General features: G+C 54.7%; 13 protein-coding genes. 11 read left to right on the top strand and 2 right to left on the bottom strand.

Annotated elements, in window-relative coordinates; all coding sequences use genetic code 11:
* Position 1: 1 nt before the first annotated feature.
* Positions 2 to 265 (bottom strand): 30S ribosomal protein S20, encoded by a 264-nt coding sequence (gene rpsT, locus M2374_RS10905; RefSeq protein ID WP_003018940.1) that lies wholly within the window; start codon positions 263 to 265, stop codon positions 2 to 4.
* Between the two features lie 105 nt (positions 266 to 370).
* Between rpsT and M2374_RS10900 the strand changes: the two genes are divergently transcribed.
* The 7 genes from M2374_RS10900 (at position 371) to rihC (ending at position 7,382) form a co-directional block, all read left to right on the top strand.
* Positions 371 to 586 (top strand): DUF2575 family protein, encoded by a 216-nt coding sequence (locus M2374_RS10900; RefSeq protein WP_096758366.1) that lies wholly within the window; start codon positions 371 to 373, stop codon positions 584 to 586.
* Positions 587 to 593: 7 nt separating this feature from the next.
* Positions 594 to 1,532, top strand: coding sequence for a bifunctional riboflavin kinase/FAD synthetase (gene ribF, locus M2374_RS10895; protein ID WP_181688485.1), 939 nt, complete (start codon positions 594 to 596; stop codon positions 1,530 to 1,532).
* A 37-nt stretch (positions 1,533 to 1,569) separates the two neighbouring features.
* Positions 1,570 to 4,386 (top strand): isoleucine--tRNA ligase, encoded by a 2,817-nt coding sequence (gene ileS, locus M2374_RS10890; RefSeq protein ID WP_117342342.1) that lies wholly within the window; start codon positions 1,570 to 1,572, stop codon positions 4,384 to 4,386.
* On the top strand, positions 4,386 to 4,883 hold the full coding sequence (gene lspA / locus M2374_RS10885; RefSeq protein WP_096758363.1) for a signal peptidase II: 498 nt from the start codon (positions 4,386 to 4,388) through the stop codon (positions 4,881 to 4,883). The genes ileS and lspA overlap by 1 nt, the downstream gene beginning before the upstream one ends.
* A 117-nt stretch (positions 4,884 to 5,000) precedes the next feature.
* Positions 5,001 to 5,450, top strand: a complete 450-nt coding sequence (gene fkpB / locus M2374_RS10880; protein WP_115259500.1) for an FKBP-type peptidyl-prolyl cis-trans isomerase — start codon at positions 5,001 to 5,003, stop codon at positions 5,448 to 5,450.
* A 1-nt stretch (position 5,451) separates the two neighbouring features.
* A complete protein-coding gene (gene ispH, locus M2374_RS10875) occupies positions 5,452 to 6,402 on the top strand; it encodes a 4-hydroxy-3-methylbut-2-enyl diphosphate reductase (protein WP_115259499.1) in 951 nt (316 codons plus the stop codon).
* 65 nt (positions 6,403 to 6,467) lie between these two features.
* A complete protein-coding gene (rihC, locus tag M2374_RS10870; protein WP_096759472.1) occupies positions 6,468 to 7,382 on the top strand; it encodes a ribonucleoside hydrolase RihC in 915 nt (304 codons plus the stop codon).
* Here the strand turns inward: rihC and M2374_RS10865 are convergent, their stop codons facing one another.
* Positions 7,383 to 8,291, bottom strand: a complete 909-nt coding sequence (locus tag M2374_RS10865) for a LysR family transcriptional regulator (protein WP_135912612.1) — start codon at positions 8,289 to 8,291, stop codon at positions 7,383 to 7,385.
* 92 nt (positions 8,292 to 8,383) lie between these two features.
* Here M2374_RS10865 and M2374_RS10860 point away from each other — a divergent pair, with 92 nt between their 5' ends.
* From M2374_RS10860 to carB, 4 genes are all read left to right on the top strand, one after another.
* On the top strand, positions 8,384 to 9,016 hold the full coding sequence (locus M2374_RS10860; RefSeq protein ID WP_181688484.1) for an alanyl-tRNA editing protein: 633 nt from the start codon (positions 8,384 to 8,386) through the stop codon (positions 9,014 to 9,016).
* Positions 9,017 to 9,285: 269 nt separating this feature from the next.
* Positions 9,286 to 10,107 (top strand): 4-hydroxy-tetrahydrodipicolinate reductase, encoded by an 822-nt coding sequence (gene dapB, locus M2374_RS10855; RefSeq protein WP_181688483.1) that lies wholly within the window; start codon positions 9,286 to 9,288, stop codon positions 10,105 to 10,107.
* 456 nt (positions 10,108 to 10,563) lie between these two features.
* Positions 10,564 to 11,712, top strand: a complete 1,149-nt coding sequence (gene carA, locus M2374_RS10850) for a glutamine-hydrolyzing carbamoyl-phosphate synthase small subunit (RefSeq protein ID WP_115259495.1) — start codon at positions 10,564 to 10,566, stop codon at positions 11,710 to 11,712.
* A gap of 18 nt (positions 11,713 to 11,730) precedes the next feature.
* Positions 11,731 to 14,955 carry a carbamoyl-phosphate synthase large subunit gene (gene carB / locus M2374_RS10845; RefSeq protein ID WP_117342339.1) on the top strand — a complete coding sequence of 1,075 codons (3,225 nt, stop codon included), beginning with the start codon at positions 11,731 to 11,733 and terminating at the stop codon, positions 14,953 to 14,955.
* Positions 14,956 to 14,960 lie beyond the last annotated feature (5 nt).

Below are 14,960 nucleotides of genomic sequence, written 5' to 3'. Positions count from 1 at the left end.
ATTAAGCCAGTTTGTTGATCTGTGCAGTCAGGTTTGCTTTATGACGTGCAGCTTTGTTTTTGTGGATCAGACCTTTAGCAGCCTGACGATCCACGATTGGTTGCATTTCGTTAAATGCTTTCAGTGCAGTAGCTTTGTCGCCAGCTTCAATAGCTGCGTATACTTTCTTGATGAAAGTACGCATCATAGAGCGACGGCTAGCGTTGTGCTTGCGGGCCTTTTCAGACTGAACGGCACGCTTCTTAGCTGATTTGATATTAGCCAAGGTCCAACTCCCAAATGTGTTCTATATGGACAATTCAAAGGCCGAGGAATATGCCCTTTTAGCCTTCTTTTGTCAATGGATTTGTGCAAATAAGCGCCGTTTAAATTGCAGCACTCGTTGCGTAGTGATGGCGCAGGATTCTACCAGCTTGCGTGCTGTGAATACAGCTTTTCCACGAGAAAAGTTGAATTGATTGGTCAGCGGAGGACCGCATTTTGTTTCATAACAATGAAAACAATCTTCTTTCTGTTTCGCAGAACCAATCGCCGGTTAACCTTGACCGCTGTACAGGGTATACTTTCACGATTTTCACTGTTTTGAGCCAGACATGAAGCTGATACGAGGCATACATAATCTCAGTCAGGCCCCGCATGGGTGTGTGCTGACTATTGGTAATTTCGACGGCGTGCACCGTGGTCATCGCGCGTTGTTGCAGGGCTTACAGGAAGAAGGGCGCAAACGAAATTTACCGGTCATGGTGATGATTTTCGAGCCGCAGCCGCTGGAGCTGTTTGCGACTGAAAAGTCACCTGCGCGACTGACCCGCCTGCGGGAAAAGCTGCGTTATCTGGCGGAATGTGGTGTTGATTACGTGCTGTGCGTGCGTTTTGACCGGCGTTTTGCCGCATTAACGGCGCAGAACTTTATCAGCGACCTGTTGGTGAAGCGCCTTGGCGTACAATTTCTTGCCGTAGGTGATGATTTCCGCTTTGGCGCTAGCCGCGCGGGCGATTTCTTGTTATTACAGGAAGCGGGCGCGGAGTATGGCTTTGATATCACCAGCACCCAGACCTTCTGTGAGGGCGGGGTGCGAATCAGCAGCACTGCTGTGCGCCAGGCGCTAGCAGAAGATAATCTGCTGTTAGCCGAAAGCTTACTGGGCCATCCGTTTACCATATCAGGACGGGTGGTACACGGCGACGAGTTAGGGCGGACCATCGGGTTCCCCACGGCGAATTTACCGCTTCGTCGCCAGGTTTCTCCAGTTAAAGGGGTGTACGCGGTTGAGGTGATGGGCTTGGGCGAAACGCCTTTACCCGGTGTCGCGAATATCGGAACCCGCCCAACGGTGGCCGGTGTACGCCAGCAGTTAGAAGTGCATCTACTGGACGTTGTAATGGACCTCTACGGTCGCCATATAGATGTCGTGCTGCGTAAAAAAATACGCAACGAGCAGCGATTTGCCTCGCTGGATGAACTAAAAGCGCAGATTGCGCGTGATGAGTTAACTGCCCGCGAATTTTATGGGCTATCAAAACCGGCTTAACGCCTATACGAGTTTTAAATACGGAACCGAGAATCTGATGAGTGACTTTAAATCAACCTTGAATTTGCCGGAAACAGGGTTCCCGATGCGCGGCGATCTCGCCAAGCGTGAACCGGGAATGCTGGCGCGTTGGACCGATGATGACCTGTACGGCATCATTCGTGCGGCTAAAAAAGGCAAAAAAACCTTTATTCTGCATGATGGCCCTCCTTATGCGAATGGCAGCATTCATATTGGTCACTCCGTTAACAAGATTCTGAAAGACATTATCGTGAAGTCCAAAGGGCTTTCCGGTTACGACTCCCCTTATATCCCTGGCTGGGACTGCCACGGCCTGCCTATCGAACTGAAAGTAGAGCAGGAGTTCGGCAAGCCGGGTGAAAAGTTCACTGCCGCAGAGTTCCGCGCCAAGTGCCGCGAATACGCCGCAACGCAGGTTGACGGTCAGCGTAAAGACTTTATCCGTCTGGGCGTGCTGGGTGACTGGCAGAAGCCGTACCTGACGATGGACTTCAAAACCGAAGCCAACATCATTCGCGCGCTGGGAAAAATCATCGGTAACGGCCATCTGCATAAAGGCGCGAAGCCGGTGCACTGGTGTGTAGACTGCCGTTCCGCGCTGGCGGAAGCGGAAGTTGAGTATTACGACAAAACCTCCCCGTCTATCGACGTTGCGTTCCACGCCGCCGATCAGGATGCGGTGAAAGCGAAATTTGGCGTTTCTGACGTGAATGGCCCGATCTCTCTGGTTATCTGGACCACCACCCCGTGGACCCTGCCGGCTAACCGTGCGATTTCTCTGGCCCCTGATTTTGACTATGCACTGGTGCAGATTGACGGTCAGGCCGTGATTCTGGCAAAAGATCTGGTCGAAAGTGTGATGCAGCGTCTCGGCGCGGCGGATTACACCATTCTGGGCACGGTAAAAGGCGCTGAGCTGGAACTGCTGCGCTTTACCCATCCGTTCATGGGCTTTGATGTTCCGGCGATCCTGGGCGATCACGTGACGCTGGATGCCGGTACCGGTGCGGTACACACCGCGCCTGGCCACGGTCCGGATGACTATGTGATTGGTCAGAAATACGGCCTGGAAGTCGCAAACCCGGTAGGGCCAGATGGTACCTATCTGCCGGGTACGTACCCGACCCTGGATGGGGTTAACGTCTTCAAAGCGAACGATGTTGTCGTGGCGCTGCTGACTGAAAAAAGTGCACTGCTGCACGTTGAGAAGATGCAGCACAGCTATCCGTGCTGCTGGCGTCACAAGTCACCGATCATCTTCCGTGCCACCCCGCAGTGGTTTGTCAGCATGGATCAGAAAGGCCTGCGTGCGCAGTCGCTGAAAGAGATCAAAGGCGTGCAGTGGATCCCCGATTGGGGCCAGGCGCGTATTGAATCGATGGTCGCCAACCGCCCTGACTGGTGTATCTCCCGTCAGCGTACGTGGGGTGTGCCGATGTCTCTGTTTGTCCACAAAGACACTGAAGAGCTGCATCCGCGCGCCATCGAACTGATGGAAGAAGTGGCTAAACGCGTTGAAGTTGACGGTATCCAGGCGTGGTGGGATCTCGATCCCAAAGATATCCTCGGTGATGAAGCCGATCAGTACGTCAAAGTACCGGATACCCTGGACGTATGGTTCGACTCTGGTTCTACCCACTCATCCGTCGTCGACGTGCGTCCTGAGTTTTCGGGGCATGCGGCAGATATGTATCTGGAAGGCTCTGACCAGCATCGTGGCTGGTTCATGTCTTCGCTGATGATCTCCACTGCGATGAAGGGCAAAGCGCCGTACCGTCAGGTACTGACCCACGGTTTTACCGTTGATGGTCAGGGCCGCAAGATGTCCAAGTCCATCGGTAACACCGTTTCTCCGCAGGACGTGATGAACAAGCTGGGTGCGGATATTCTGCGCCTGTGGGTGGCGTCTACCGACTATACCGGTGAAATGGCCGTTTCTGACGAAATCCTGAAACGTGCTGCCGACAGCTATCGCCGTATCCGTAACACCGCGCGCTTCCTGCTGGCAAACCTGAACGGGTTTGATCCGGTGAAAGACATGGTGAAACCGGAAGAGATGGTTGTTCTGGACCGGTGGGCTGTGGGCTGTGCGCAAGCGGCGCAGGACGAGATCCTCAAAGCCTACGAAGCCTATGACTTCCACGAAGTGGTACAGCGCCTGATGCGTTTCTGCTCCGTCGAAATGGGTTCGTTCTACCTTGACATCATCAAAGACCGTCAATACACCGCGAAAGCGGACAGCGTGGCGCGTCGTAGCTGCCAGACCGCGCTGTTCCATATTGCTGAAGCGCTGGTGCGTTGGATGGCGCCGATCATGTCCTTCACCGCAGATGAAATCTGGGGCTACCTGCCGGGCGATCGTGAAAAATACGTCTTCACCGGTGAGTGGTATCAGGGGCTGTTTGGCCTGGCCGATACCGAAGCGATGAACGATACGTTCTGGGACGAGCTGCTGAAAGTGCGTGGCGAAGTGAACAAGGTCATCGAGCAGGCACGTGCAGACAAGAAAGTGGGCGGTTCTCTGGAAGCGGCAGTGACCCTGTACGCTGAACCTGAACTGGCTGCCAAGCTGACAGCGCTGGGCGAAGAGTTACGCTTTGTTCTGTTGACCTCGGGTGCGACCGTTGCGGACTATGCTGCAGCACCGGCCGATGCTCAGCAGAGCGAACTGCTCAAAGGCTTGAAAATTGCTCTGAGCAAAGCCGAAGGCGAGAAATGCCCGCGCTGCTGGCATTACACGACCGACGTGGGTCAGGTGGCGGAACACGCAGAAATCTGCGGACGCTGTGTCAGCAACATCGCCGGTGATGGCGAACAACGTAAGTTTGCCTGATGAGTCAGCCTCTTTGTTCAACAGGACTCCGCTGGCTGTGGCTGGTGGTAGTCGTGCTGATTATTGATTTGGGCAGCAAGTACCTGATCCTCCAGAATTTTGCTCTGGGGGATACGGTGTCGCTGTTCCCGTCACTGAATCTGCACTATGCGCGTAACTATGGCGCGGCGTTTAGCTTCCTGGCTGACAGCGGTGGCTGGCAGCGGTGGTTCTTTGCCGGTATCGCGATCGGTATTTGCGTCATTCTAATGGTGATGATGTATCGCTCGAAGGCGACGCAGAAGCTGAATAACATCGCGTATGCGTTAATCATTGGCGGTGCACTGGGCAACCTGTTTGACCGCCTGTGGCATGGCTTCGTCGTGGATATGATTGACTTTTACGTCGGTGACTGGCATTTCGCCACCTTCAACCTTGCCGATACGGCGATTTGTATCGGTGCGGCGTTGATTGTGCTGGAAGGCTTCTTACCGGCGAAAGAGAAAAAAGCCGCATAAAAATATGCCGGATGGCGCTATGCTTATCCGGCCTACACTCTACTGCGAATCTTGTAGGCCCGGTAAGCGTAGTGCCACCGGGCAAACAGGCGGCAGCACTTTTAAAGAGCAACCTGCATGTCTAAATCAGTACAGAGTAACAGTGCGGTGCTGGTGCACTTCACCTTAAAGCTCGACGATGGCTCCACCGCAGAGTCAACCCGCAGCAACGGCAAGCCTGCGCTGTTTCGCCTGGGCGACGGTTCTCTGTCTGAAGGACTGGAACAACACCTGCTGGGGTTAAAAGAGGGCGATAAAACCACTTTTGCTCTGGAGCCTGATGCTGCTTTTGGCGTATCAAGCCCGGACCTCATTCAGTATTTCTCGCGTCGGGAGTTTATGGACGCGGGTGAGCCAGAAATTGGCGCTATCATGCTCTTTACCGCAATGGACGGCAGTGAGATGCCTGGCGTGATCCGCGAAATCAACGGTGATTCCATCACGGTTGACTTCAACCATCCGCTGGCTGGGCATACCGTTCATTTTGATATTGAAGTGCTGGAAGTCGAACCGGCACTGGAGGCGTAAAATGCAGATCCTGTTGGCTAACCCGCGCGGATTTTGCGCTGGCGTAGACCGCGCTATCAGCATTGTGGAAAACGCGCTGGCTATCTACGGCGCGCCGATTTATGTCCGTCATGAAGTGGTGCATAACCGCTATGTGGTGGATAGCCTGCGCGAGCGCGGCGCTATTTTTATTGAGCAAATCAGTGAAGTACCGGACGGTGCGATCCTGATTTTCTCCGCCCACGGCGTGTCTCAGGCCGTGCGTAACGAAGCCAAAGGCCGCGATCTGACGGTCTTTGATGCCACCTGCCCGCTGGTGACCAAAGTGCATATGGAAGTCGCGCGCGCCAGCCGCCGTGGCGAAGAGTCGATTCTGATTGGTCACGCCGGACACCCGGAGGTTGAGGGTACGATGGGCCAGTACAGCAACCCGCAGGGGGGGATGTACCTGGTGGAATCGCCGGAAGACGTCCTGACGTTGAATGTCAAAAATGAAGGTAAGCTCTCCTTCATGACCCAGACTACGCTCTCGGTTGATGACACCTCTGATGTGATCGATGCCCTGCGTCAACGCTTCCCAAAAATTGTTGGGCCGCGCAAAGACGATATCTGCTATGCCACCACCAACCGTCAGGAAGCGGTTCGTGCGTTGGCGGAGCAAGCGGATGTGGTACTGGTTGTCGGCTCGAAAAACTCGTCTAACTCCAACCGTCTGGCAGAATTGGCCCAGCGTATGGGCAAGGCCGCGTATCTGATTGACGATGCGACCGATATCCAGGAAGCCTGGGTGAAAGATGCGGCGTGCGTCGGCGTGACGGCCGGTGCTTCTGCGCCGGATATTCTGGTACAGAACGTGATTGTCCGTCTGCAGGAGCTCGGCGGTGGGGATGCTATCCCACTGGAAGGCCGTGAAGAGAACATCGTTTTCGAAGTGCCGAAAGAGCTGCGTGTGGATGTTCGTGAAGTAGAGTAACTCTTTCGCGTCATGATTATGAGAAGATGCCAGACTTAACGTCTGGCATTTTTTTTGGAGAAACCATGCGCTTACCGATCATTCTTGATACCGATCCCGGCATTGATGATGCGGCGGCGATTGCCGCTGCACTGTTTTCCCCCGAGCTGGATCTGCAACTGATGACGACGGTGGCAGGCAACGTGTCGGTGGAAAAAACGACCCGTAATGCGTTGCAGTTGCTGCACTTTTGGAATGCGGATATTCCGTTGGCGCAGGGGGCAGCTATGCCGCTGGTGCGGCCGCTGCGTGATGCGGCTTCAGTGCACGGTGAGTCCGGTATGGCAGGGTATGATTTTGTCGAACACAATCGGCAGCCGCTGGCGAAACCCGCCTTCCAGGCAATTCGAGATGCGCTGATGCATGCCCCGCAGCCCGTTACGCTGGTGGCAATTGGCCCGTTGACCAATATTGCTCTGTTGCTTACCCACTATCCTGAATGCGTATTCAATATTCGCCGCCTGGTGATGATGGGCGGTTCAGCCGGGCGCGGTAACTTTACGCCCAATGCGGAGTTTAATATTGCTGTCGATCCCGAAGCGGCGGCGAAGGTCTTTCGCAGTGGGCTGGAGATAGTCATGTGCGGGCTGGATGTCACCAACCAGGCCATGCTGGCACCAGAGTACCTGGCAACATTACCCGCACTTAATCAGACGGGGAAAATGCTGCACGCGCTGTTCAGTCATTATCGTAGCGGCAGCATGAATACCGGTCTGCGTATGCACGATCTCTGCGCCATTGCCTGGCTGGTCCGCCCGGATCTGTTCACGCTCCAGCCCTGCTTTGTGGCGGTGGAAACCCAGGGGGAATACACCTCGGGAACGACGGTAGTGGATATCGAGGGTCGCCTTGGGCAGCCCGCCAACGCGCAGGTCGCGCTGGCGCTGGATGTTGACGGCTTCCGCCAGTGGGTCGCTGAGGTGCTGTCACGCGCGCCATAATCAACGGCCAGATTGAGGCAATTTCTCGCTAAGGTAATCAATCATGGCCCGCATTCTGGCGGGCATATGTTGGTTGCGTGTCCATAAGAGCCACAGATCGCCGCTGTAATCGCTGATAAACTCCCACTCCGGTAATACCTGGACAATCTCGCCGCTGGCAAGCGTTTCACGGGCGGTAAACAGCGGCAGGCTGCCAATCCCCAGATGATGCTTTACCGCGTCCAGCCGCACGCCGGTATGGTTGGCAGCATAACGCCCATGAGTTTGCAGAGTTTCAATTTTATCCCCACGGCGAAACTTCCAGCGCGAATCAGCGGGCGTTTCGCCAAGGCTAATACAGCTATGATCGCGCAGGGCTTGTGGGGTATCGGGCGTACCGTGCTGGCGCAAATATTCCGGTGTGGCGCAGATAACGTGACTGACCGGCATCAGCGGCTTGCCGTACAAACCCGGCGACGGCGACTGACTGATGCGCAGTGCCAGATCCACGCCATCATCAATCAAGTCCATATAGCGGTCTTCCAGCCTCAGACAGACATCCACGTCCGGGAAGCGGGTGAAAAACTCCGCCATTAAAGGGTGAATAACAAAACGCCCGACCGCCTTTGGCACGCTGACCGTTAGCTTCCCCTGGGCAATGGTCTGGCGGCTGCTGCCGGAGTCTACCGCCATTTGCGCGGCGTTTAGCATCTCTTGCGCGTGTTCATAAACCATCTTCCCGGTCTCGCTTAGCGCCAGCTTACGGGTGGTGCGGTGCAGCAGTTTGCTGCCTAATGCCTGCTCAAGCCGCGAGACGCTGCGGCTGATAGCGGAAGGCGTTGCGCCGGATATTTTGGCGGCGGCGGAGAAACTCCCCTGGTCGACAATCAACACAAAGGTGGCAAGGTCAGGAAGCAGGTTGGGATTCATTTGTGCGTACCGGGCAAAGATGCATTGAATGTTGATGGGATTATCGGTGCTGGTAAAGTGAATATACTCTGCTCATCAAGAGGAGAACAACCATGACTGAACGTCTTTATTACACCAGCGATGACACCCGAGGCCATGCGACGATCACACACTGCACGGCAGAACCCGATGGGTGCTTTGCGATTACGCTCGATAGCACGCTGTTTCATCCACAGGGCGGCGGACAACCCTCGGACAGTGGCGCGATCGGTGGCGTCCCGGTTGAAGGCGTGATGACGCGCGGTGAAGAGGTGGTGCATATTGTGGCGCAACCGCTGCCGCCTGGCGAAACGACGCTGCATATTGATGCTGCTGTCCGCCATCTTCACGCCCGTCTGCACTCAGCCGGGCACATGATTGGTCAGGCCGGTGAAATATTTGGTTGGCGACCGGTTAAAGCGCACCATTGGCCGAATGAAGGGCGCATTACTTTTGCGACAGGCGAGGGCAGCACTTTGCCGGAAGCGGCACAACTGATGGCGAAAATTGGCCAATGGCAGACCGACAATCTTGCGCGCCGAATTACCTTTGACGGTGGCTTACGCCAGGTCGGTTTTGGTGACCTACCGGGATATCCTTGTGGCGGTACGCACGTGGCCCGTTTATCCGAGTTGGGTGAGGTGATCATTACACAGGTTAAGCTGAAAAAAGGGCAGATGGTGGTGAGCTATACTCTAGCGGCCTGAAAATGGGCTGGCAGAAACGGTCACGCGAATTGGCTACCTACCGTTGGGTTTTAAAGTGCTTTTCTTATCGTCTGTCGCCATTCTGAGCGAGTTTGACTTCTTTCCCCGACTGCGGCAATGATTCATCCTGCGGGGTGAATCATGTCTTTTACTGATATTCCTCTCTGTTTATCATTAATTTCTAATTATGGACGTTTTCGGCTGGCGACCCTGTCGCGGGCTGGTTACTCTGAAAACGATTTACGCAATTTTAACAAAAGAGAATAGCTATGCATGATGCACAAATCCGCGTCGCCATTGCAGGCGCCGGTGGCCGCATGGGACGGCAGTTAATTCAGGCTGCGATGGCGATGGAAGGAGTACAACTGGGGGCGGCACTAGAGCGTGACGGCTCCTCTTTACTGGGCAGCGATGCTGGTGAGCTGGCGGGCGTTGGAAAATCTGGCGTAACCGTTCAGAGCAGCCTCGAAGCGGTAAAAGACGATTTCGATGTCTTTATCGATTTTACCCGCCCGGAAGGCACGCTGACGCATCTGGCATTTTGTCGGCAGCATGCAAAAGGCATGGTGATTGGCACGACCGGGTTTGATGATGCCGGTAAGCAGGCCATTCGCGATGCCTCGCAGGATATCGGCATTGTGTTTGCCGCCAACTTTAGTGTTGGCGTGAACGTGATGCTTAAACTGCTGGAGAAAGCGGCGAAGGTGATGGGCGACTATACCGACATCGAAATTATTGAAGCGCACCACCGTCATAAAGTCGACGCACCGTCAGGGACGGCGCTGGCGATGGGGGAGGCGATTGCCGGGGCGCTGGACAAAGATTTAAAGGACTGTGCTGTCTACTCGCGTGAAGGTTACACCGGTGAACGTGTGCCTGGCACTATCGGTTTTGCCACGGTGCGTGCTGGTGACATCGTCGGGGAACATACGGCGATGTTCGCCGATATTGGCGAACGTATCGAGATTACGCACAAAGCGTCCAGCCGCATGACGTTTGCCAACGGTGCGGTAAGATCGGCGATGTGGTTGAAAGGTAAATCAAACGGTCTTTTTGATATGAAAGATGTGCTTGATTTAGGCAGTTTATAAGGTTTTATTACCCTTCGTGATGTGGTTATGGTAATCATAATTTATTGATTACATAGGGCAATATTTTATTGCCCTTTTATTTTTCCATTGTTTTTATAATTTTCAATTAAAATACTTATTTTAAGATGTTTTGTAATGTGTTTTTGTTGCCTCAATGTAAATTTTGACCAAATGGTCCACTTTTTTGTCTGTCATGATTCATTTTTACATTCTTGACCTCCCGCAAGCGTTTTCTACCGTTACTTAGCTGATCTTTTTGCCTGTTAAATCACATGATTTGTCCCAGTGGCGTAAAATAATAATAAAAAATCCCCTTTTGGGTAGACTTTTCCCCGGGCTGTCTCTAGAATGCCGCCGTTTGCCAGAAATCCATAGGTAAGCAAATTTGCATTGATTCATACTGTGTTAATGAATTAATATGCAAATAAAGTGAGTGAATATTCTCTGGAGGGTGTTTTGATTAAGTCAGCGCTATTGGTTCTGGAAGACGGAACCCAGTTTCACGGTCGGGCCATAGGGGCAACAGGTTCGGCGGTTGGGGAAGTCGTTTTCAATACTTCAATGACCGGTTATCAAGAAATCCTCACTGATCCTTCCTATTCCCGCCAAATCGTCACCCTTACTTATCCTCATATCGGCAATGTCGGCACCAATGAAGCCGATGCAGAATCTTCTCAGGTACATGCGCAAGGTCTGGTCATCCGCGACCTGCCGCTGATTGCCAGCAATTACCGCAATACCGAAGACCTCTCTTCTTACCTGAAGCGCCATAACATAGTGGCGATTGCCGATATTGATACCCGTAAGCTGACCCGTCTGCTGCGCGAGAAAGGCGCTCAGAACGGCTGCATCATCGCAGGGGATAACCTGGATGCACAGCTGGCGCTGGAAAAAGCGAAAGCCTTCCCGGGCCTGAACGGCATGGATCTGGCGAAAGAAGTCACTACGGCAGAACCGTATGGCTGGACCCAGGGAAGCTGGACGCTGGAAGGCGACCTGCCGGAAGCAAAATCCGCTGAAGAACTCCCGTTCCACGTGGTTGCCTACGATTTCGGCGCGAAACGCAACATTCTGCGTATGCTGGTGGATCGCGGCTGCCGCCTGACGGTTGTGCCTGCGCAGACCTCCGCAGAAGACGTATTAAAGATGAGTCCGGACGGTATCTTCCTGTCCAACGGTCCTGGCGACCCGGCACCGTGTGACTACGCGATTGCCGCGATTCAGAAATTCCTCGAAACCGATATTCCGGTGTTTGGCATCTGTCTCGGCCATCAACTGCTGGCGCTGGCGAGCGGTGCGAAGACCATCAAGATGAAGTTTGGCCACCACGGCGGCAACCATCCGGTGAAAGATATCGATAACAACACCGTGATGATTACCGCGCAGAACCACGGTTTTGCGGTGGATGAAGCCTCGATGCCTGCTACCTTGCGCGTCACACACAAATCATTGTTCGATGGCACCCTACAGGGTATCCATCGCACCGATAAGCCGGCGTTTAGCTTCCAGGGCCACCCTGAAGCGAGCCCGGGGCCGCACGATGCTGCGCCGCTGTTCGACCACTTTATCGAGTTAATTGAGCAATACCGTCAGTCCGCGAAATAATCAGGAGTTAAAAGAGCCATGCCAAAACGTACAGACATAAAAAGTATCCTGATTCTGGGCGCGGGTCCGATTGTTATCGGCCAGGCGTGTGAGTTTGACTATTCCGGCGCGCAGGCGTGTAAAGCCCTGCGTGAAGAGGGTTACCGCGTTATTCTGGTCAACTCCAACCCGGCGACTATCATGACCGACCCGGAAATGGCCGATGCCACTTACATCGAGCCAATTCACTGGGAAGTGGTACGCAAAATTATCGAAAAAGAGCGCCCGGATGCGGTACTGCCTACCATGGGCGGCCAGACGGCGCTGAACTGCGCGCTGGAGCTTGAGCGTCAGGGCGTACTTGAAGAGTTCGGTGTGACCATGATCGGTGCCACCGCCGATGCGATTGATAAAGCAGAGGATCGCCGTCGCTTCGACATCGCAATGAAGAAAATCGGTCTCGACACCGCGCGTTCTGGTATCGCCCACACCATGGAAGAAGCGCTGGCGGTTGCCGCTGACGTCGGCTTCCCGTGCATCATCCGCCCGTCCTTCACCATGGGCGGTACCGGCGGCGGTATTGCCTATAACCGCGAAGAGTTTGAAGAGATTTGCGAACGCGGTCTGGATCTTTCCCCAACGAAAGAGCTGCTGATTGATGAATCGCTGATTGGCTGGAAAGAGTACGAGATGGAAGTGGTACGTGACAAAAATGATAACTGCATTATTGTCTGCTCCATCGAAAACTTCGACGCCATGGGCATTCATACCGGTGACTCCATTACCGTGGCACCTGCCCAGACGCTGACCGACAAAGAATATCAAATCATGCGTAACGCCTCGATGGCGGTACTGCGTGAAATCGGCGTAGAAACCGGCGGGTCTAACGTGCAGTTTGCGGTGAACCCGAAAAACGGCCGCCTGATTGTCATTGAAATGAACCCACGCGTTTCCCGCTCCTCGGCGCTGGCCTCGAAAGCGACCGGTTTCCCGATTGCCAAAGTGGCGGCGAAACTGGCGGTCGGTTATACCCTCGATGAGCTGATGAACGACATCACCGGCGGCCGTACTCCAGCGTCGTTCGAACCGTCTATCGACTACGTTGTGACTAAGATCCCGCGCTTTAACTTCGAGAAGTTTGCCGGTGCTAACGACCGTCTGACGACGCAGATGAAGTCCGTCGGCGAAGTGATGGCGATTGGCCGCACACAGCAGGAATCGCTGCAAAAAGCGCTGCGCGGTCTGGAAGTGGGCGCCACCGGTTTCGACCCGAAAGTGAGCCTGGATGACCCGGAAGCGCTGACCAAAATTCGTCGCGAGCTGAAAGATGCAGGCGCTGAGCGTATCTGGTACATCGCCGATGCGTTCCGTGCTGGTCTGTCCGTTGATGGCGTCTTCAACCTGACCAACATTGACCGCTGGTTCCTGGTACAGATTGAAGAACTGGTGCGTCTGGAAGAAAAAGTTGCAGAGCTGGGGATTAACGGCCTCGACGCTGATTTCCTGCGCCAGCTCAAGCGTAAAGGCTTTGCCGATGCGCGTCTGGCAAAACTGGCTGGCGTGCGCGAAGCGGAAATCCGCAAACTGCGCGAACAGTATAAGCTGCACCCGGTTTATAAACGTGTGGATACCTGCGCCGCAGAATTCTCCACCGACACTGCCTACATGTACTCCACCTATGAAGAAGAGTGCGAAGCGAACCCGACTCAGGATCGCGACAAAATTATGGTGCTGGGCGGTGGTCCGAACCGTATCGGTCAGGGTATCGAATTCGATTACTGCTGCGTACACGCGTCGCTGGCGCTGCGCGAAGACGGTTACGAGACCATTATGGTCAACTGTAACCCGGAAACGGTTTCTACCGACTACGACACCTCCGACCGTCTGTACTTTGAACCGGTAACGTTCGAAGACGTGCTGGAAATCGTGCGTATCGAGAAGCCGAAAGGCGTTATCGTGCAGTACGGCGGGCAGACTCCGCTGAAGCTGGCGCGTGCGCTGGAAGCCGCAGGCGTGCCGGTTATCGGCACCAGCCCGGACGCGATTGACCGCGCTGAAGACCGTGAGCGTTTCCAGCAGGCGGTTGACCGTCTGAAGCTAAAACAACCGGCCAACGCCACCGTCACCGCCATTGAAATGGCGGTCGAGAAGGCAAAAGAGATTGGCTACCCGCTGGTGGTGCGCCCGTCCTACGTGCTTGGCGGTCGGGCAATGGAAATTGTGTACGACGAAGCCGACCTGCGTCGCTACTTCCAGACCGCGGTCAGCGTCTCCAACGACGCGCCGGTGCTGCTGGACCGCTTCCTGGATGACGCAGTAGAAGTGGACGTGGACGCTATCTGCGACGGCGAAAGGGTGCTGATTGGCGGCATCATGGAGCACATTGAGCAGGCGGGCGTTCACTCCGGTGACTCCGCGTGTTCCCTGCCAGCCTACACGCTGAGCCAGGAAATTCAGGACGTGATGCGCCAGCAGGTGCAGAAACTGGCCTTCGAACTGCAGGTTCGTGGTTTGATGAACGTCCAGTTTGCGGTGAAGAACAACGAAGTTTACCTGATTGAAGTCAACCCGCGTGCGGCGCGTACCGTACCGTTTGTCTCCAAAGCCACCGGTGTTGCGCTTGCAAAAGTGGCAGCGCGCGTGATGGTCGGTCAAACGCTGGCACAGCAGGGCGTCACCAAGGAAATTATCCCGCCGTACTACTCGGTGAAGGAAGTGGTGCTGCCGTTTAACAAGTTCCCGGGCGTTGACCCCCTGTTAGGGCCAGAAATGCGCTCTACCGGCGAAGTGATGGGCGTAGGTCGCACCTTTGCGGAAGCATTCGCCAAGGCGCAGCTGGGCAGCAGCTCCACCATGAAGAAACAGGGCCGCGCACTGCTCTCCGTGCGTGAAGGCGATAAAGAGCGCGTCGTTGACCTGGCGGCGAAGCTGCTGAAGTTTGGTTTCGAGCTGGACGCAACCCACGGTACGGCAATTGTACTGGGGGAAGCCGGTATCAACCCGCGTCTGGTAAACAAGGTGCATGAAGGTCGTCCGCATATTCAGGACCGTATCAAGAATGGCGAATATACCTATATCATCAACACCACTGAAGGTCGTCAGGCGATTGAAGACTCCAAGCTGATTCGCCGCAGCGCGCTGCAGTACAAAGTTCATTATGACACCACGCTGAACGGCGGTTTCGCCACGGCGATGGCGCTGAATGCGGATGCTACCGAGAAGGTGACCTCCGTTCAGGAAATGCACGCACAGATCGCGAAGTAATCGAC

The sequence above is a fragment of the Citrobacter sp. JUb117 genome (genome assembly GCF_024809055.1).
Taxonomy (GTDB): Bacteria; Pseudomonadota; Gammaproteobacteria; order Enterobacterales; family Enterobacteriaceae; genus Citrobacter; species Citrobacter gillenii.
The sequence above is the reverse complement of the archived record's forward strand: the minus strand, read 5'-3'. Positions and strand labels throughout refer to the sequence as shown.